Here is a 19,435-nt window from a genome sequence, read left to right as displayed (position 1 = left end):
GCGTCTGCAGCGTGGTCTGCGTCTGCGGGCTGTTCCACCTCTGCAGTATGTTCTGTCTCTGTAGCCTGCTCTGCTTCAGCCTGCTCTGCTGCTGGGGTCTGCTCTGCTTCTGCAGCGTGCTCGGCTTCCGCAACGTGCTCGACTTCGTCGGCATGCGCGTGCGCGTCCAGGTGTTCCTGCTCGTCCGAATCGACATGCGCTTCCGATTGCGCAGCCTCGTCCGTATGCACAGGTTCCTGCAGGTGCACCTGCTCGCCCGACAGCGCATGTTCTTCGGAAGACGGATGCTCGCCCAACTGCGCGGTGTCTTGCACCTGCAACTGGTCGCCAAGCTGCGCGTCGGCATCCTGCGGCAACGCGGCATCGCTGTGCTGCGCTGCCTGGTCGGCGGGCGGCTGCGCGTGCGCACCGATAGCCTCGTCGTGCGGAGTGGACACGTGGTCGCCCTGCCCGGTCGACTCGCCGTCCAGCGCCGCGCTGTTCGGCGCCCAGTCTTCGCCGGTCGCCGCATGCGTGTGGTCGGCCAGCGGGGCCTGCGCATGCACCGCTTCCAATGCCTCGATGGTCTCGACAGGCGCTTCGTCCGTGGACGCCGCGTCATCGCTCAATGCGACGTCGGCATCCTGCGCGCTTGCGTGGCCCTCGCGCTGCTCGAGCTTCTCGTGCTCAGCAGCGTGCTCGCCCGGCGACTGCTGCTCGGCCTCTGCACGCTCGGCATCAATTTCCCCGGCTTCGGGTGCGGCGAGCGTCTGCGCATCGCCCAATGCGGCTTCCGCGTCGGACAACTCGTCCACTGCCACGTGCTCGCCAGCTTCCGGCACGTCGCCTGCGTGCCCATGCGATACCGCATCGACATGGCCAGCCTGCTGCAATCCGGTCGCATCCCAGGCATCGGCGTCGACCACCGGCTCATCGGCCGGCGTGTCGTGCGCATCGACGCCAGGCGACTCGGCCTCGGCTTCGTGCTGGTGCTGGGCAGCATCGCCATGCGAGGCCTCGGCGAGCTGCTCCGCTCCCGCATCGGAGGCGACTGCATCCCCGGCCGGGGCCTGCGCAGTCTCGACCGAATCAGCAACCTGCTCCTGCTCCAGCGCAGCAACCTCAGCCGTCTGTGTCTGTTCGTGCGGTGCCGGTGCGTCCAGCGCAAGCGACGAGGTGTCTTCAGCCTCGGCCTCGGCCAGCTCGTCCACCGCGATCGCTGCGTCGGCATCGGCGTGCGCATCGGCATCCGCTGCGTCATCGGCGGCATGCACGGGCGCGCTGTGATCGCTCGTATCCGACGGCAGCGCGCTGGCGTCCAGATACTGCGACAGATCCTGCGCGCCGGTCAGCTCGACCGCCGACTCGCTGCTGACCGCCATCTCGCCCGGCGCATCCAGATCTTCCAGCTCGTCCAGGAACGCCTGCGGTGGCCACTGCGCTTCCGGCAGCGTCTCCACCAGCGCGCGCAGGCGTTCGCTCAACGGCGCAAACGACGGAATCAACGGCGCATCGGCGCGCAAGGCGGTCACGGTGGTGGCGATTGCCGACGCCGTTGCGGCAATGGCGTCGATGCCCTCCTGCGAGGGGAGCAGCGACGCGGCAAGCAGACGCTTGACGTAGCTTTCGGCCGGCGTGGTCACCAGCGTGATTTCCGGCACGTCGGTCATCGCAAACGCGCCACTCATGGTGTGCACCGCGCGCAGCAATTCTTCGCTCGCCAGCTGCGGCTCGGCCTGGTTGGCCTGCAGCCATGCGTTGACGGTTTCCAGGTGGGTGGCGACTTCGGCTTCCAGGATCTCGCGCAGCACGCTGTCCACCGAGGCCGGTGTGCCACCGGTCGCCGCGAACACGCCTGCCGCTGCCGGAATGAAGGCGACATCCGCAGCCACCGGCGTCGCCGGCGCGGCCACGTAATAGACTTCTTCGCCCGCGGCCACACGCTCGGCAACTGCCTGGATGTCCGGCAGATCGGCGCTGATGCGGCCCTGGTCGCGCAATGCGGCGTTGAACTGCGGCAGCACCTCGTAGGCCAGCTCGACCATCGCCACCACCGCCGGGCTGGCCGGCCGCGAGTTGTCGAGCACGCGGTTGAGCATGCTCTCGATCTTCCAGCTGAACTCGCCGAGCACCTGCGCGCCGACCAGGCGACCGCTGCCCTTCAAGGTGTGGAAGACGCGGCGGATCGGGCGCAGGTTGTCCTGGCTGTGTGGCGCGGCACGCCAGACCGGCAGCAGCTGACCCAGATTGACCAGCTCTTCGTCGAATTCCTCCAGGAATACGTCGCGGATGTCGTCGTCGATATCGCTGTCGCCAAAGCCGCCGAAGATGCCGGCATCGGCACTGGCCTGGGCCGGTTCGCTCGCTGCCGGCTCGGGCGCTGCCTTCGCAGTCTGAGTGTCGGCATCGGTCGTGTGCTGTACCTGCGGACGCTGCACATCGAACTGCGCGGCGGCCGCGTCGAGCTGGGCCAAAAACGCCGTCGATGCGGCGTCCAGTTCGAACTCGCTGACCACCGCCTGCTGCACGCGCGGTGCGCTCTGCTCGGCGGCGTCGTCGGCCGGGGCTGGCTGCGGTTCGGGCGCGGAGTCGACGAACGGGTCGTCCAGCTCTTGCGGCGCCACGGGCGGTAGCGGCGGCGGCGAAAACGCATCCTCGATGCTGGTCTGCGCGCGGCCGGTCTGGGCCTGTGCGATGAAGTCCAGCGGTGCCTCGCTCTGGTCGGCATCGCCAGGCAACTCGATCTGCTCGATCTGCAGCGGCGCCGGTTCGGCAACCGCCGGCGTGGCGCTGTCGTCCTGCTCCAGCGCACTCAGATCCACGGTGTAGCTGACCTGCGCGGCATCGGCCGACACGCTGCCGTCCTGCTCGGCCAACACCGGGTCGAACACCGAGGTGGCGATCGGTGCGGCGTGCTCGGTGGTTTCCAGCTGCCAGTCGCCGGGCGCCTGCGCGCCATCGTCAGACAGGTCCAGCGGCGCAACCGTAAACGGCACGTGCACCTGGCCGGAGACGGTTTCCTCGGCGGCGACCGGGTCGAACGAAAACACCGTGTCGGTAGCGGCAGCGCCGGTGTCGTGCACCACGCTGGCGGCGAACGGCGCCTCGACCACGGTTTCGTTGGCCCATTCAAGCGACGGCGTCGGCGCAGCGTCGTTGGCCGCCAGCGCCGGGGCAGCGGCCTGCTGCGCGAGCGATGCGGCGAGCTGCTCGGCCACGCTGCCCGGCTGGTCGGCACCGACCGGCAGGTCGGACGGCTGGCCCGAGGGCAGCGGCCAGTAGCGCAGCGTTTCCAGACTGTTGCGGGTGATATCCAGGATTTCTTCGCGGCCGGGACGGCGCTCGCGCAGGGCTTCCAGGTAGTACTCCAGGCTGGCCATCGCATCGGCCAGGGTGTCCAGCTGGCGCCCGCTGGGCACGCGCTGCTTGCCGATCAGTTCCAGATCGACATAGCGGCGCACGCCTTCCAGGTAATCGGCCGCCTGCGGCAGCTCGAGGATGCGCAGCGCACCGCCGACTTCGCCGAGCAGATGCGGCACGTCGGCCAGGCGGGCGTGGTCCCAGTTGGTCTCGATGAAGGCGACGAAATGCTCGCGCGCCGCACCGAAATTGGCGATCGCCTCCTGCGCCAGCACGTCCACCGTGCGCCGCACTTCCGAGGAGGTGGCGCTGTTGCTGGCTTCATTGCCGTCGCCGACATCGGCGCCCAGGCTGGCGACTTGGTCATCCAGCGAGGCATCGACATACAGCAGCGCGCCGGCGATATCCAGCAGCACGCCTTCGTCCATCTGCACCTGGCCGTCGACCACGCGCGCCAGCGCATCGCGCTGCTGCACGACCACATTGCGCGCCACGCCCAGGCCCATCATGCCCAGGGTGTCGGCAACGCTGCCGAGATCCTTGACCTGGGTCTGCAGCTCGGCGATCTCGCCGCCGGTACGCAGGTGCAGGTCCAGCGCGTCCTTGACGCGCAGCAATTCTTCCTTGACCGCGTTGCCGACGGTGTCGAGCAACTCGCGATTGCGCCCGCTCAGGCTGCCGCGCGCGTGATCCAGCTCGGCCTCGGTGGCGACGCCGGCCTGCGGATCGAACGCGAACAGCACGCTTTCGCTCAGACCGGGTTGACCACGCGTGGCACGGATTTCATTGAGCAGCGGCAGCAGCACGATCGGAATGTCGCGGTGACCGTTCTGCAGGCGCTCCAGGTAGTCGGGCAGCAGCACGGTGCCGCGCATCAGCATGGCGCAGGCTTCGTCGCGGTCGGCCACCTCGCCGACCTGCACCGCCTGGGCCAGCAGCTCGAGTTCTTCGGCCACCATCGCCGGGGCGTACAGCTCCACCATGCGCAAGGTGCCCTGCACCTGGTGCAGATAGCCGGCGCAGAAGCGCATCCGACTGGTGTCGGACGGTTCTTCGGCAAAGTACTCGATCTCGTTGCGCGCCTGGCGCAACGTCTCGTCCAGCTCCGGCTTGACCCAGCCCAGCGCGGCGTGACTCATCGCATCGCGAAGCGCACTCATTGCAGCCCCCTGCCTACGGCCGGGGTACCGCCGAGGCGGCCACCGGTCTGTTCCTGCATCGACGTAACGCTACTACGCGCCATCTGTTGATCCTTTCCCGTTCCGCGTCGTGCTCACGCCGGCAGCTTGAAGTCGGCGACCGAACGGCGCAGATCGGCAGCGAGCTGAGCCAGGTTGCCGATCGACTCGGCCGTCTGCTCCGCACCCTGCGATGTCTGGCTGGTGATCTGACGGATCACGCCCATGGTCTGTGTGATATCCGTCGCTGCGGCCGACTGCTGGTGCGCGGCGATGGAGATGTTCTTGATCAGGTTGTTCAAGGCGTTGGACACGCGCTCAATTTCGGTCAGCGCGGTGCCGGCGTCTTCGGCCAGGCGCGCACCGGACACCACTTCGGAGGTGGTCTGCTCCATCGAGCTGACCGCCTCGTTGGTATCGGCCTGAATGGTCTGCACCAGGCCTTCGATCCGCCGAGTCGCGCCGGAGGTGCGTTCGGCCAGGCGCTGCACTTCGTCGGCCACCACCGCGAAACCGCGACCGGCCTCGCCCGCCGAGGCGGCCTGCACCGCGGCGTTGAGCGCCAGGATGTTGGTCTGCTCGGAAATGTCGTTGATCAGTTCCACGATCGAGCCGATCTCCTGCGAGGATTCACCCAGGCGCTTGATGCGCTTGGAGGTTTCCTGGATCTGGTCGCGGATCTGGTCCATGCCCTGGATGGTCTCGCGCACCACGCCGGCACCTTCGGCGGCGATCACCACCGAGCGCTGCGCCACTTCGGCCGACTCGGTGGAGTTGCGCGACACCTGTTCGATGCTGGCGGCGATTTCGCTGATGCGCTCGGAGGCGGTGGTGATCTGGTTGGCCTGCTGGCCGGCGGCGTCGGCCAGCTGCATCGCGGTGGCCTGGGTTTCCTGGGTCGACACGGCGACCTTGGCCGAGGTGTCGTTGATCGTGGTCACCAGGTGGCGCAGCTCGTCCACGGCGTAGTTGATGGCGTCTGCAATCGCGCCGGTCATGTCCTCGGTCACCGAGGCCTTGACGGTCAGGTCGCCCTCACCGAGCGAGCTGATTTCGTCCAGCAGCCGCATGATCGCCTGCTGGTTGCGGCTGTTGAATTCCACCTGCGCCTGGTAACGCACGTCCTGCTCGCGCGAGCGTACCCGCACCGAACTCCAGACAAAGCCGATGATCGCCAGCAGCGCCAGCAGGCCGGACACCACGCCCAGCCAGAAGTTCGGAAACAGGCGCGTGTCGCGCACCGAGCCGAACGCCGAGAACGCATCGAACAGCTTCTTGCTGTCGTCCAGCATCTTGTTCGAGCCGGCGGTCAGCGCGGCGGCCGAGGACTGCGCGGCGAACAGGTTGCGCGAGCTGGCCAGGATGGCGTCGACGTCCTTCTTCATCGTCGCCCACTGCGCCTGCGACTGCTCCAGCGCCGACAACGCGGCCGGGTTGCGCACCGCGGCGATGCCCAGTTCGTCGTTGCCCGCGCGCAGGCCTTCGAGCATCTGCGTGAACACCACCGAGTCGCGTGCCAGCGCATCGCCGGAGGCGGCGGCATTGGCGCCACCGGCGCGCATTTCGGTCACCCGGCGCGCCATGGTGCCGGCGACCACGACCTGCTGCAGCGTGTTGTAGATCTGCGAGGCGGGCGCGCCGCTGACCGTCATCGCGCGCACCACTTCGTTCAACTGCGCCTGCAGCTGCGGCACGCTGCCGGAGAAGCGTTCGGCGTTGCCGGACAGACCCAGCACCGCCGGTTCGCTGGCGATGACCTGATCTGCGTTCTTGCTCAGCGGCACCCAGGTTGCCTTGAGCTGGGCCATCGAGCTGGCGACCGAGCCTTCCTGGCCGTAGCGGCCATCCAGTTCGCTGACCGTGCTGTCGATGCGCGCCTTGGTCTCCTTGAACGCGGCAAACGCCTTGGGGTCACCGGAGACCGCTTCGCGGCCCTGGTTGGCCAGCTGCTGCGACAGCACCTGCAGATCGGCCGCGCCGGTGCCGGCACCGGCCAGACGACTGCCCTGCCAGGTGGCGACGCCGGTATTGGCGCCGAACACGATCATCGACAACACCAGCAAACCAAGCCAGAAGCTGGTGCTGACGCTGCCGAGCTTGTTGGTCTTGCGGGCGTCCGGGGCGGTACTCATGGTTCGACCTCGATCTGTATGACGTGGCGGGGTCGCGGCTTAGGCCGCGGCCTGCCGGAATTCAGGAGTGCGCGACAGCAACGCCAGGGAGAACACACCCCAGTCCTGCGTCTCGTTGCGGAAGGCACGGTCGATGAAGTGGGCATAGCGGCCTTGCGCCAACTCGCCGGGTTCGACCGCCTGGACCTGCTCGAAGCTGCGCTGGCCGTACAGCTCGTCGATGGTCAGCGCGACGTCGCCGCCGCTCTGGCGCATGATCAGCACGCGCTGGCCTTCCTGCAGCACCGTCCGCCGGCCCTCCAGGAACTGCTTCAGATCGATCACCGGGAACAGGTTGCCGCGCAGGTTGCCCACGCCCAGCAGCCAGGGCTGTGCGCCCGGCACCGGGGTGACCGGCGGCATCGGCACGATTTCCGCGACTTCGCGAAAATCCGAGACCAGCCGCCGGGTGCCGACGCGATAGCCGACGCCGCGCCAGATGTCGGCCGAGAACTGGCGTTCCGGCAGCGGCGTGGCGTGCGCAAGACTACGACGCTCGTAGTCTTCGAGAATGTCGAATGGAGAACGCATCAACGCACCAATTGTTTGATGCGGGCGATCAGATCGTCTTCGCGCGGCGGCTTGACGATGTAGTCGCTGGCACCTTGCCGCAAACCCCAGGCCTTGTCGGTTTCCATGCCCTTGGTGCTGACCAGCAGCACGGGGATGTCCTTGGTGGCCTGGTCGCGCGCCAATGCACGCGTTGCCTGGAAACCGCTCATGCCGGGCAGCACCACGTCCATCAGCACCAGATCGGGCGCCTGGCTGCGAATCAGCGCAAGTCCCTCTTCGGCATTGTCGGTGGCGACGACCGTATGGCCTGCTTTTTCCAGCCATTGACTGAAGACTGCCCTGTCGGTGGGCGAGTCCTCGATCAATATAATTCGAGCCATGTTGCCTTTCCCCCTGGTCAGGCGTGGACGTACGTGCGAATCGCGCTCAGTAGTTCTTCACGGGTGAACGGCTTGGTCAGATATTGCTCGGAGCCGACGATGCGGCCGCGTGCCTTGTCGAACAGGCCGTCCTTGGACGACAACATGATCACCGGCGTCGACTTGAAGAGCTGGTTGCCCTTGATCAACGCGCATGTCTGGTACCCATCCAGACGCGGCATCATGATGTCGACAAAAATGATCTGAGGTTGCTGGTCGGCAATCTTGGCCAGTGCCTCGAAACCATCGGTCGCTGTCACTACTTCACAGCCTTCCCGCTTCAGCAGCGTTTCGGCGGTGCGGCGAATGGTCTTCGAATCATCGATCACCATCACCTTCAGTCCTGCGAGTTCCCCACCCGCAGCAATGTTTTCAGTCATGCAAATATCCCCGGACGCGCGACGCTTCTTCCCTGCCGGCGTCGCTACGAAACTGCATGTATATCCCAAGACCCGCATTGACTGTCAAGGGTACGTTGCCGGGGGCCCGCCAGGCGGACGTTCCGACCGTGTGCAGCTGCGGGCCGAGCGGCAAGTCGCGCATTCACGACCGGCCGGGCGCGCCATCGCCACCGCTTGAAGTTACCATCGGCAGCCTGTTCTAAAGGTTTAGCTCCCCATGTCGCTCGACGTCGTTGTGGTGATGGATCCCATCGCCTCCATCAAGATCGCCAAAGACACCACCTTCGCCATGTTGCTGGAAGCGCAGCGGCGTGGTCACCGCCTGCAGTATGTGCGTCCGGGCGGACTCAGCCTGCGCGAGGGACGCGCGGTGGCACAGGTCGCGCCCTTGAGCGTGCGCGAGGACAAGACCGGCTGGTTCACCCTGGGCGAGTTCGCCGAACTGGAATTCGGCCCCGGCCAGGTGGTGCTGATGCGCAAGGACCCGCCGGTGGATGCGGAGTTCGTCTACGACACCCAGGTCCTGAGCGTGGCCCTGCGCGCCGGCGCGCAGGTGGTCAACGACCCGCAGGGCCTGCGCGACTACAACGAGAAACTGGCCGCGTTGCTGTTTCCGCAGTGCTGCCCGCCGACCCTGGTCAGCCGCGATTCCGCCGCGCTCAAGGCGTTCGTGCTCGAACACGGCCAGGCCGTGCTCAAGCCGCTGGACGGCATGGGCGGGCGTTCGATCTTCCGCAGCGGCACCGGCGACCCCAACCTCAACGTGATCCTGGAGACGCTGACCGACGGCAATCGCAAGCTGACCCTGGCGCAGCGCTTCATCCCCGACATCAGCGCCGGTGACAAGCGCATCCTGCTGGTCGATGGCGAGCCGGTGGACTACTGCCTGGCACGGATTCCGCAGGGCGACGAATTCCGCGGCAACCTGGCCGCCGGCGGACGTGGCGAAGGCCGGCCGCTGTCCGAGCGCGACCGCTGGATCGCCGCGCAGGTGGGCCCGGAAATGCGCCGCCGCGGCATGCGTTTCGTCGGCCTGGACGTGATCGGCGATTACCTGACCGAGGTCAACGTCACCAGCCCCACCTGCGTGCGCGAGCTGGATGCGCAGTTCGGCCTGAACATCGCCGGGCTGCTGTTCGACGCGATCGAGGCCGGCGCGGCGCAATGAGCGCGGCCGCGGCACTGCCGGCTCCCATGGACGAGCGCCGCCGGCTGACCGCGACGCTGGTGATCTCGCTGCTGCTGCACGGCGTGCTGATCCTGGGCGTGGGGTTTGCGGTCAGCGAGGACGCACCGCTGGTGCCGACGCTGGATGTGATCTTCAGCCAGACCAGCACCCCGCTGACGCCCAGGCAGGCCGATTTCCTGGCCCAGGCCAACCAGCAGGGCGGCGGCAATCACGCCACCGCGCAACGCCCGCGCGACAGCCAGCCCGGGGTGGTACCGCAGGACCGCAGCGGGCTGGCACCGCAGGCGCAGCGTGCGACCACGCTGCAGGCGCCGGAGCCGACCCAGACCCGCGTGGTGGCCAGCCGCCGCGGCGAGCAGGCCGTGCCCACCCCGCAGCCGAATCCGCAGACCGACCTGCCCTCGCCCACCGATGCGCAACGCGTGCAGCGCGACGCGGAAATGGCCCGGCTCGCCGCCGAGGTGCATCTGCGCTCGGAGCAATATGCCAAGCGCCCCAATCGCAAGTTCGTCTCGGCCAGTACCCGCGAATATGCCTATGCCAACTACCTGCGTGCCTGGGTGGACCGCGCCGAGCGCGTCGGCAATCTCAATTACCCGGACGAGGCGCGCCGGCGCCGACTCGGCGGCAAGGTGGTGATCAGCGTGGGCGTGCGCCGCGACGGCAGCGTGGAAAGCAGCCGCGTGCTGGTCTCCAGCGGCACCCCGGCGCTGGATGCGGCAGCGCTGCGGGTGGTGCAGCTGGCGCAGCCGTTCCCGCCACTGCCCAGGACCAAGGACGACGTGGATATCCTGCAGGTCACACGCACCTGGCTGTTCCTGCCCGGCGGCGAGCTGCACGACGATCGTTGAGCCGTGGCGCGTCCCGACAGGGACGCGTCTTTCTGCGGCATGCCTTCCCGGCGGCCCGCGTTGCCCAGTGCGTTGCGCGCGGCCTTTATGCGGCCTGCGCGGCTGCGTACAGCCGGTCGGCCAGCTCGACGATCGCGTCCGCGTCCTGCACGCGCGCGCGCCAGGCGGCGGGAATCCCGTCGATGCCATGGAATGCACCGGCCAGCTGACCGCAGATGGCCGCGGTGGTGTCGGCATCGTCGCCCAGGTTGGCCGCACGCAGCACCGCATCGGCGAACGTGTCGGTGGTGGCGAAGCACCAGAGCGCCGCCGACAGCGCATCGACCACATAGCCGGTGCCGCGGATCCGGGCGGCGGGAACTGCCGCATGGTCGCTCACCGACAACGCACGCAGCGCCGGTGTCGACAGCCCTTCGCAGCGGGTCTGCAACACCTGCTGGCGCTCGCCACCGAGCAACGCGGCACGCAACTGGAAGGCGAACAGCCGGCAGGCATCCAGCGCTTCGTCGGCGGCATGCGTGGTGCGCGAACTGTCGGCGGCGCGCTCGCCCAGCTCGGCGGGGCGATGCGCGTAGTACATCGCCACCGGCGCCAGCCGCATCAGCGAGCCATTGCCGGCCGAGCGTGGATCGGTGCTGCCGCTGAAGGCCGGGCCGCCATCCAGATAGCGCTCTAGTGCCTGCCGCACGGTCGCGCCGATATCGAAGCAGCTGCCGGTGCTGCTGAGGTAGCCGTGCTGGTACCAGTTGCAATAGCGGTTCATCTGGTCGGCGGCGTCGAAGCCCTGCCGATACAGCAGGCTGTGCGCCAGGCACAAGGCCATCGAGGTGTCGTCGGTCCACTGGCCGGCGCGCAGCGCGAACGGGCCGCCGCCGCGCATGTCGTCGATCGGCGTGAAGCTGCCCGGCGTGCAGAATTCCAGCGTGGTGCCGAGCGCATCGCCCACCGCCAGGCCCAGCAGGCAGCCGCGGAAACGCGCGCGTTGCAGGTCGTCGGTCATGGCGCGGCGCCGGCGGCCTTGGCTGCGCGTGCGGCCTGCTGCTCGAGCAGGGTCAGCGCCACGTTGTCGCGCAGATAGGCCGGTTCCACCCGCTCCGGCGCCACGCCTTCACCGCGCAGCAGCGCCGGCACGGCCAGCGTCAGCAGGTCGGCGGCATGCGGCAATGCGGCGGCATCGATGCTGCTCAGCCGGGTCGCAAATCGTTGTTGCAGCACTGCCTCGGCAGCGGCGAACCCGCTGCCGACACCGGCAAAGCGCTGCAGCGTGTCCGGCACGACGCATTCCTGCGGTACGCAGACCACTTCCGGCATCAGCTCGCGCAGCGTATCGCCAGCGCGCGCGAAGACGCCGGCATACACCTCGCCCATGCGCGCATCGATGCAGGCCAGCACCTGCGTCGCCTCGGCGGGCGCGCGCAGGGCCAGCACCTGCAGCGTGGACACCGCCAGCACCGGCACGTCCAGGCCCAGCGCGATGCCCTGCGCAATGCCGATCGCCAGCCGCACACCGGTGAAGGCGCCCGGGCCACGACCGACCGCAATCGCGTCGAGCTGGCGGCGCGCGATGCCGGCGTCGGCCAGCAGTTGCTCGGCCCATGGCAGCGCCAGTTCGGCATGGCGACGCGGCGCCAGTTCGAAGCGCTCCAGCACGCGGCCATCCACATGCAGTGCGACGGAACAGGCTTCGGTGGAGGTCTCGAACGCGAGGACTTTCATGGCAGGACCGCAGGCAGGAAGGAGAAAGCTCAGTCGTCGCCGAACGGCAACGCGAGCACGTCATTGTCGCCCACCGGCTCGGCGACGCCAAAGAATGCGCGCACGTCGCCGATCTCGCGGGTGCGCGCAAACGGCGGCAGCGACTGCATGAAGGTGCGGCCGTAGCCCTTGTTCACCAGGCGCGGGTCGCACAGCACCAGCACGCCACGATCGGTCTCGCTGCGGATCAGCCGGCCCACGCCCTGCTTGAGCGCGATCACCGCCTGCGGCAACTGCTCGTCGCGGAACGGGTTGCCGCCGTCGCGGCGGATCGCATCCAGGCGCGCTTCGAACACCGGGTCGTCGGGTGCGGCGAACGGCAGCTTGTCGATCACCACCACGCTCAAGGCATCGCCGACCACGTCCACGCCCTCGCGGAAGCTGGCCGAGCCCAGCAGCACGCCGTTGCCGGAAGTACGGAAACGCTGCAGCAAGGTGGCACGCGGCGCCTCGCCCTGCACGAACAGCGGCCACGGCGCGCCGCGCAATGCGTCGGCCGCTTCGCGCAGCGCGCGATGCGAGGCGAACAGCAGGAACGCGCGGCCATTGGAGGCGTCCAGCACCGGCATCAGCGCCGCGATCAGCGCCGTGCCGAATCCGCGTGCGGCAGGATCGGGCAGGTGCGGCGGCAGGTAGCACAGCGCCTGGCGCGCCCAATCGAAGGGGCTGGGCTGCAGCAAGGTCACCGGATCGCTCAGGCCCAGGCGCTGCGCGATGTGGTCGAACTCGCCCCCCACCGCCAACGTGGCCGAAGTGAAAACCCAGGCCGCATGCGATTTTTCGCGGTGCTCGCGCAGCGGGCCGGACACATCCAGCGGCGTGCGCTGGCAGCGGAACCCGCGCGGGCTGAGCTCGTACCACAGCACATCGTTGTCGACGGTTTCCGGCAGCTCCTGGTCGAAATCCGGCACCGGCGCATCCTCGCCCAGCCACCGCGACAGCCGCGCCAGCGCTTCCTGCGCACGTGCACAGCAGCCATCGAACCCGGGCGATGCCTCGCGCAACGGCAGCAGGGCCTCGCCCAGCCGCGCCAGCGACGACAGCACCGCATCGAAACCCTCGCGCACCTGCGGCTTGGCCAGCGCGCGCCATTGGGTGCCGCGTGACGGCAGGCCCTCCATGCCCGCACGCAGGCCGCGCAGAGCCTCGTCCAGGGCGAGGATCGGCTCCTGCAGGCTGGCCTGCGCACCGGCGACCAGGCGCGCTTCGACCATGCAGTCGCGCGCCAGTTCCTGCCACGGCCGCATGCCGAAACTCTCGCCGAAGAAATTCGCCGCCAGCTCCGGCAGCTGATGCGCTTCGTCGATGACGAAGGCCTGCGCGCCGGGCAGGATCTCGCCGAAGCCTTCCTGCTTGAGCGCCAGATCGGCCAGCAGCAGATGGTGGTTGACCACCACCAGATCGGCCGCCTGCGCGCGCTGGCGCGCCTGCACCACAAAACACTCGCTGTAGAACGGGCATTCGGTGCCCAGGCAGTTGTCGACGGTGGAGGTCACCAGCGGCAGCAGCGGTGAGTCGTCCGGCAGGGCTTCCAGCTCGGCCATGTCGCCGAATTGGGTACGCCCGCTCCAGGCCACGATGCGCTGGAACTGCGAGACCTGCTCGGGCGTGGCAAAGCGCGGCTCACCACGCGCCTGCTGGGTGCGGTACTTGCACAGATAGTTCGCGCGGCCCTTCAGCAGCGCGCTGCGCAGGCCGATGCCGAGCGCGGCGCGCACGCGCGGGAGGTCGCGATGGAACAACTGGTCCTGCAATGCGCGTGTGCCGGTGGAGACGATGGTCTTCAGCCCCGACAGCAATGCCGGCACCAGGTAGGCGTAGGTCTTGCCGGTACCGGTGCCGGCTTCGGCCAGCAGCACATCGCGTGCCTCGAACGCCTCGGCAATGGCGCCGGTCAGGCGCAACTGCGCGGCACGCGGCGCGAACGCATCGAGCTGACGCGCGAGCGCCCCGCCCTCGCTGAGCGCCTCGATGCTGGCAGTGGCAAGTTGGGACATGGGACCGGAAGCTGGAGCAGGAAGCGCGACAGCCTAGCGCGTGCGCGCTGCCGCTGCCTGGATTACGCCGGTGGGCCGGTGGCGGCACTGGCCGCGCAGCCGGCGTTTACGCGTCAGGATGCGCGGCGTGGCGCCGCTGGCGGTCGCGCGCGGGAACGAACGGCTCGCGTCGAAGCAGATGGGCGCAAGCAACGCAGGCCGCATCACGCTCGCCGCGCCTGTCGTGCAGCAGGCGCAGCCAGCGGCGTGGCCGTGCTCAGTAGCGTTTCACGCCGGGCACCGTGCACCCGGCAATCTGCGACTTGGCCGAAGCGGCGTTTTCCTTCTCGCCACGCGCCAGCCGCGACTGCTCGATGGTGGCCCAATGCCGGCGGCACAGCGGCCCGGTCTTGGAGCCCAGCTCAATGGCCTGTTTGGCGAAACGCTCGGCGGCGGGCCAGTCGGCCTGCAGCACCGCCACTTCGGCACGCTCCTGCAGGATGGCGGGATCGCCGGAAACCAGGCCCACGGCCTGATCCAGCGACGCCGCCGCGCCGGCCAGGTCGCCGGCCTGGCGCTTGCTCTTGGCGGTCTCGCGCAGGTCGTCCACCTGCGGGTCGCGCAATGGTTGTACCGACAGCTCGGTATCGTCAACGCCGGCCTCGCGTTCGATCAGCAGCAGCCGCTGTGTCGGCGTGGTCGGGTCCACCGGGACCGGCGGTGGCGCAGGCGGCGCGCTGACGCAGGCGGTGAGTGCGGCAGACACGCCAGCGAGGGCAAGCAAACGGTGCAGTCGGTTCATCGGGTCACTCCAGTCAACGTGCAGGTGCAGCCGCGGCGGGTGCCGGCGCGGGGTCTTCCGGCTTCTTTTCCAGACCGAAGAAGCGACGCCAACCACCACCGCTGGATTGCTCGGCCGGCGCGGATGCATCGCCGGGCACGCCTTCGATCGACGGTGCATTGCCGGCACAGGGGGCGTAGGCCGGCGTGAAGCCGACCACGAACGGGAACTGGCGCGCGCCCGGGCAGCCGGCATCGGTCACGCCGGTACCGGCCGCGTCCACCCACTGCCAGTCCAGGCCCTTGCCGCTGACCTTCAACGGCGCACTCGGCAGCCGCGCGAAGATGCTCGACCATACCCGCATCGCGCCGGTGGCACCGTACAGGCCGGTCTGCTCGTTCTGGTCGTTGCCCATCCAGATCACCGCTAGGTGGTCGCCGGTATAGCCGGCATACCAGCTGTCGCGGCCGTCGTTGGAGGTGCCGGTCTTGCCGGCCGGCGACAACCGGCCCAGGCCATCGCCCAGCAACTGCCGCGCAGTGCCGCCGCTGACCACCTGCTGCAGGGCGATGCTGATCAGGTTGGCCGCCACCGAATCGCCCTCCTGCGCCGGCGCCGGGGTCTTGTCGTAGCGCTTGAGCAGCTTGCCCTGCGGATCGAGCACGCCGCGCACCGCGTGCAGCGGCTGGATCTCGCCACCGGCGGCCAGGAACTGATACAGCTGCGCCATGCCGTACGGGCTCTGGTCAGTGGCACCGAGGATCAGCGAGGGATTGGTGTCGGCCTTGATGCCGGCCAGTACCTGGATCAGCTGCGCGATGCGCTCCGGGCCGACCTGCATGCCCACGCGCACCGTGGCCTGGTTGTAGGAATGCGCCAGCGCATCGATCAGCCGCACCGTGCCGTGACTGCGGTTGTCGGAATTGCCCGGCGACCAGGTCTTGCCGCGGCTGAGCTGTACCGTCACCGGTGCATCGTCGACCCAGCTGGACAGCGCCCAGCGGTCCGGCGAGGCCAGCGCCAGCAGGTAGACGAACGGCTTGAGCAGCGAGCCGACCTGCCGCTGCGCTTCGACCGCGCGGTTGAAGCCCGGCTTGGCCACGTCGCGGCTGCCGACCACCGCCAGCACGTCGCCGTTATGCACGTCGGTCAGCACCAGGCCGGCCTGCAGCGGTGGGCGCTTCTTGTTGTCCAGCCGCTTGATGGTGCCGGTCACCGCGCCTTCGGCATAAGCCTGCGCGGACGGCGACATGCCGGTGAGCACGCTCATGCCGGCGCCCTGCAGCACGCCTTCCGGGTAGTCGTGCGCCAACTGGCGCCGCACCAGATCCACATAGGCCGGGAAGCGGTTGGCCGCGACCAGGCCCGGCTCGGTGGGCACGCCCAGCGGTGCGGCCAGCGCGCGCTTGTATTCAGCCGCATCGATCAGGTTGTTTTCGTGCAGCTTGCCCAGCACGAAATTACGCCGATCCAGCGCGCGCTCCGGGTTGCGCCGCGGGTCGTAGTAGGACGGCCCCTTGACCAGCCCGATCAGCAAGGCGATCTGCTCGGTGGTCATCGAATTGAGCTCGCGGCCGAACCACAGCTCCGCGCCCGAGGACACGCCGTGGATCGCCTGCCCGCCACGCTGGCCCAGATAGACTTGGTTGAGATAGGCCTCCAGGATGGTGCGCTTGTCGTAACGCGCCTCCATGATCACTGCGTAGAGAATTTCGTTGAACTTGCGGGTGACGGTCTGTTCCTTGCCGATGCCGAGCAGGCCGCTGCGCGCCAGCTGCTGGGTCAGGGTGCTGGCGCCCTGGCGAACCTGGCCGCCGGAGCGCGCCATGATCCAGGCCGCACGCACCATGCCGCTGAGATCGATGCCGTGGTGGCTGTTGAAGTCGCGATCCTCGACCGCCTGCAGGCCGGTGACCAGCAGCTCGGGCACTTCTTCCATGCGCACCAGGCGGCGCTCTTCCTGCTTCTGTCCGTACAGCGTGGCGATGCGCGCCGGGTCCAGCCGCGCACTCTTGAGCGCCTTGCGGTCGCTGGCGTCGCGCAGGCTGGCCACGCGCCCACCGGAGAGGCTGACTTCCACCCGCCGCGCAGGCACGCGCCCATCCACATCGATATAGCCGCGGCTGGCGATGGTGAAGCGGCTGCCGTCCTGCTGGTAGGTGCCGGCCAGCTTGGCTTGCCCGTCGTCACGGTACGAGGCGGCGTCCAGCTCGGTCTTCAACGTGGCCGCATCCAGCGCATTGCCCGGTGCCAGCACCAACGGCCGCCCGTACACGCGGGTCGGGATCTGCCAACGCAGCTCGCCAAACCGCTGGGTGACCTGCTTGTTCAGATACACCGTGTAGGGAATCAGAAAACCGAGCGCCAGCGCGAATGCCGCAAAGGCCCAGACAATCAGCCTGCGTTGCCAGCGGGAACCTTGCTCGGTGGAGTCGTCCTCGAAATCGTCGGGAGCGTCGTTGTCGTGGCGTCGGGGCACAGGAATGCGAGAATGTAGAGTCCGGCGAGTCTAGCGCAGCGCTGTCGTGGTTGTGGCCGGCCGGCCCCTCTGACTTAAGAGCGGCTAACAAAACGGCCACGCTCACCGTCAGCGGGCACGGACCGTCTCCGGCATCTGCGGGTACCCTGCGTCCCCTGCGCTTGCCTTGCGCCGTCCTCGCCGCTTGACGACTGCTCGCCGGGTTTTCTTCGTCACGCCACGTCTGGAGTTCCAACGGAATGTCGATGTCACTGGCCGATGCACGCTATCTGTTCAATCGCGTGCTTGGGCTGATTCACCGCAGCGTGGCGAGCATGCGCACACGCGGCTGGCGCGCCACCTGGCAGCGCATTCGCGTGCATACGCAGGCACCACCGGTGGCGCTCGGCACGCCGCTGTGGTTGCCGGAAACGGCGCCGTTTGCCGCGTTTGCGGTTCCGCACAGCGACACCCCGCGCGTGACGCTGGTGATTCCGGTCTACAACCACATCGCGCACACGCTGGCGTGCCTGCGCGCACTGGCGGCACATCCGCCGCTGCTGGAGGTGGAGATCATCGTCGTGGACGACGGCAGCAGCGACGCCACGCAGGCGCAGCTGCCGCAGGTGCAAGGGCTGCACTACCACCGGCGCGCCAGCAATGGCGGTTTCATCGCCGCCTGCAACGACGGCATCGCCCTGGCGCGCGGCGACTACGTGGTGCTGCTGAACAACGACACCATCCCGCAACCCGGCTGGTTGGATCGGCTGATCGACACGTTTGCCCAGCACCCCGGCGCCGGGCTGGTCGGCGCGCAACTGGTGTACCCGGATGGACGCCTGCAGGAATCCGGCGGCGTGGTGTTCGCCGACGGCAGCGCCTGGAGTTACGGCCGTTTCGAATCGGCCGACGACCCGCGCCATGCCTATGTGCGTGCGATGGACTACTGCTCCGGCGCGGCGATCGCGCTGCCACGCGCGCTGTTGCAGACGCTGGGTGGGCTGGATCGCCGCTACATGCCGGCGTACTACGAAGACACCGATCTGGCGTTTGCGGTGCGTGCCGCCGGCTACCGGGTGCTGGTGCAGCCGGCCAGCGTGGTGGTGCACGACGAGGGCACCAGCAATGGCACCGACACCCGCACCGGGGTGAAGGCGTACCAGGTGCGCAACCAAGGCGTGTTCGCCGACAAGTGGCAGCAGGCGCTGGCAATGCAGTTGCCGGTCGGCACGGTCCCCGGGCCTGCGCTGCTGCATCGTGGCCAACGCCAGGTGCTGATCCTGGACGAATGCGTGCCGCAACCGGACCGCGACTCGGGCTCGTTGCGGCAGTTCAATCTGATCCGCCTGCTATGCGAAGAAGGCGCGCACGTGGTGTTCGTGCCGACCCGCCGCGAACACGCCGGACGGCACACGCAGGCGCTGCAGCAACTGGGCGTGGAAGTCTGGTACGCGCCGTTCCTGGACGGCATCGGCAGCTGGCTGCGCACGCACGGCCCGCGGTTTGCGGTGGTGCTGCTGGTGCGTCACCACGTTGCGCATGCCTGCCTGCCGCTGCTCAGGCAATACGCCCCGCAGGCGCGCACCCTGTTCGACACCGTCGACCTGCATTACCTGCGCGAGCGCCGCGGCGCCGAGCTGGCCGGCGATGCCAACCTGTTGCGCGCGGCCGAACGCACCCGCCTGCGCGAGCTGGAGATCATGGCCGCCACCGATGTCACGCTGCTGGTCTCGGCAGCCGAGCAGGCGCAGCTGCAGGCGGACGCACCGCAGATCCGCACCGCCCTGCTCTCCAACCTGCATGAGGTGGCCGGCAGCGGCCGCCGCTTCGAGCAACGCCACGACCTGGTGTTCGTCGGCGGCTTCCGGCATCCACCCAATGTGGATGCGGTGCAGTGGTTCATCAGCGCGATCTTTCCGCAGGTGCGCGCGCAATTGCCGCAGGTGGTCTTCCACTGCATCGGCGCGGACATGCCGGAGGCGCTGACACTGCTGGCCGACGAATGCCCCGGCGTGCAATTGCACGGGCATGTGCCGGATCTGCTGCCGTTCATGGAGAACGCACGCATCGCGGTGGCACCGCTGCGCTTCGGCGCCGGCGTCAAAGGCAAGATCAACCTGAGCATGGCGCACGGGCAGCCGGTGGTCGGCACCACCTGTGCGGTGGAAGGCATGCATCTGCGCGACGGCGAGGATGTCTGCGTGGCCGATGACGCCGATGCCTTCGCCGCAGCGATCGTGCGCCTGTATCGCGATGCGACGCTGTGGCAACGCCTGGCCGACAACGGGTTGCACAACGTGGCCCGGCATTTTTCGCTGGATGCGGCGCGTGGCACGGTACGCGCGCTGTTTATCGCGGAGTGAGTGTGCGCCGGGCGCTCGGGGATGGCGCTGTGAGTGGCGCC

General features: G+C 68.5%; 12 protein-coding genes and 1 pseudogene. 3 read left to right on the top strand and 10 right to left on the bottom strand.

Features of this window, described 5'->3' with window-relative positions:
* Positions 1 to 1,532: 1,532 nt before the first annotated feature.
* The 5 genes and pseudogenes from ABQ137_RS20680 to pilG all read right to left on the bottom strand — a co-directional run.
* Positions 1,533 to 4,478 (bottom strand): annotated as a pseudogene (locus tag ABQ137_RS20680) (Hpt domain-containing protein); the annotation flags it as partial.
* A 134-nt stretch (positions 4,479 to 4,612) separates the two neighbouring features.
* Positions 4,613 to 6,649 carry a methyl-accepting chemotaxis protein gene (locus ABQ137_RS11655; RefSeq protein ID WP_016904289.1) on the bottom strand — a complete coding sequence of 679 codons (2,037 nt, stop codon included), beginning with the start codon at positions 6,647 to 6,649 and terminating at the stop codon, positions 4,613 to 4,615.
* A 39-nt stretch (positions 6,650 to 6,688) separates the two neighbouring features.
* Positions 6,689 to 7,219 (bottom strand): chemotaxis protein CheW, encoded by a 531-nt coding sequence (locus ABQ137_RS11650; protein ID WP_003482487.1) that lies wholly within the window; start codon positions 7,217 to 7,219, stop codon positions 6,689 to 6,691.
* Complete coding sequence (locus ABQ137_RS11645; protein WP_024940328.1) at positions 7,219 to 7,581, bottom strand: response regulator; 363 nt, start codon at positions 7,579 to 7,581, stop codon at positions 7,219 to 7,221. The genes ABQ137_RS11650 and ABQ137_RS11645 overlap by 1 nt, the downstream gene beginning before the upstream one ends.
* A 17-nt stretch (positions 7,582 to 7,598) precedes the next feature.
* On the bottom strand, positions 7,599 to 8,000 hold the full coding sequence (gene pilG / locus ABQ137_RS11640) for a twitching motility response regulator PilG (RefSeq protein WP_024711139.1): 402 nt from the start codon (positions 7,998 to 8,000) through the stop codon (positions 7,599 to 7,601).
* A gap of 238 nt (positions 8,001 to 8,238) precedes the next feature.
* Here pilG and gshB point away from each other — a divergent pair, with 238 nt between their 5' ends.
* Positions 8,239 to 9,189, top strand: a complete 951-nt coding sequence (gene gshB, locus ABQ137_RS11635) for a glutathione synthase (RefSeq protein WP_184632304.1) — start codon at positions 8,239 to 8,241, stop codon at positions 9,187 to 9,189.
* The gene (locus tag ABQ137_RS11630; RefSeq protein WP_065032655.1) at positions 9,186 to 10,061 is read left to right on the top strand and encodes an energy transducer TonB family protein; all 876 of its coding nucleotides are present in this window, start codon (positions 9,186 to 9,188) and stop codon (positions 10,059 to 10,061) included. Before gshB ends, ABQ137_RS11630 begins: the two co-directional genes overlap by 4 nt.
* Before the next feature lie 85 nt (positions 10,062 to 10,146).
* Here ABQ137_RS11630 and ABQ137_RS11625 read toward each other — a convergent pair whose 3' ends face one another.
* The 5 genes from ABQ137_RS11625 to mrcB form a co-directional block, all read right to left on the bottom strand.
* A complete protein-coding gene (locus tag ABQ137_RS11625; RefSeq protein ID WP_349782545.1) occupies positions 10,147 to 11,061 on the bottom strand; it encodes an ADP-ribosylglycohydrolase family protein in 915 nt (304 codons plus the stop codon).
* Entirely contained in the window at positions 11,058 to 11,777 is a 720-nt protein-coding gene (tsaB, locus tag ABQ137_RS11620; RefSeq protein WP_349782543.1) for a tRNA (adenosine(37)-N6)-threonylcarbamoyltransferase complex dimerization subunit type 1 TsaB, read from the bottom strand. Before tsaB ends, ABQ137_RS11625 begins: the two co-directional genes overlap by 4 nt.
* A gap of 29 nt (positions 11,778 to 11,806) precedes the next feature.
* Complete coding sequence (gene yoaA, locus ABQ137_RS11615) at positions 11,807 to 13,813, bottom strand: DNA repair helicase YoaA (RefSeq protein WP_349782541.1); 2,007 nt, start codon at positions 13,811 to 13,813, stop codon at positions 11,807 to 11,809.
* Between the two features lie 256 nt (positions 13,814 to 14,069).
* A complete protein-coding gene (locus ABQ137_RS11610) occupies positions 14,070 to 14,594 on the bottom strand; it encodes a tetratricopeptide repeat protein (RefSeq protein WP_104568123.1) in 525 nt (174 codons plus the stop codon).
* Positions 14,595 to 14,607: 13 nt separating this feature from the next.
* Positions 14,608 to 17,052 (bottom strand): penicillin-binding protein 1B, encoded by a 2,445-nt coding sequence (gene mrcB, locus ABQ137_RS11605; RefSeq protein WP_102251495.1) that lies wholly within the window; start codon positions 17,050 to 17,052, stop codon positions 14,608 to 14,610.
* Positions 17,053 to 17,291: 239 nt separating this feature from the next.
* Between mrcB and ABQ137_RS11600 the strand changes: the two genes are divergently transcribed.
* Positions 17,292 to 19,394 (top strand): glycosyltransferase, encoded by a 2,103-nt coding sequence (locus tag ABQ137_RS11600; RefSeq protein WP_349782539.1) that lies wholly within the window; start codon positions 17,292 to 17,294, stop codon positions 19,392 to 19,394.
* Positions 19,395 to 19,435 lie beyond the last annotated feature (41 nt).

Origin of the sequence: Xanthomonas sp. WHRI 8393, from assembly GCF_040203315.1 — a bacterium.
GTDB classification, from domain to species: domain Bacteria; phylum Pseudomonadota; class Gammaproteobacteria; order Xanthomonadales; family Xanthomonadaceae; genus Xanthomonas; species Xanthomonas arboricola.
This window is presented reverse-complemented; position numbering and strand designations above follow the sequence as displayed.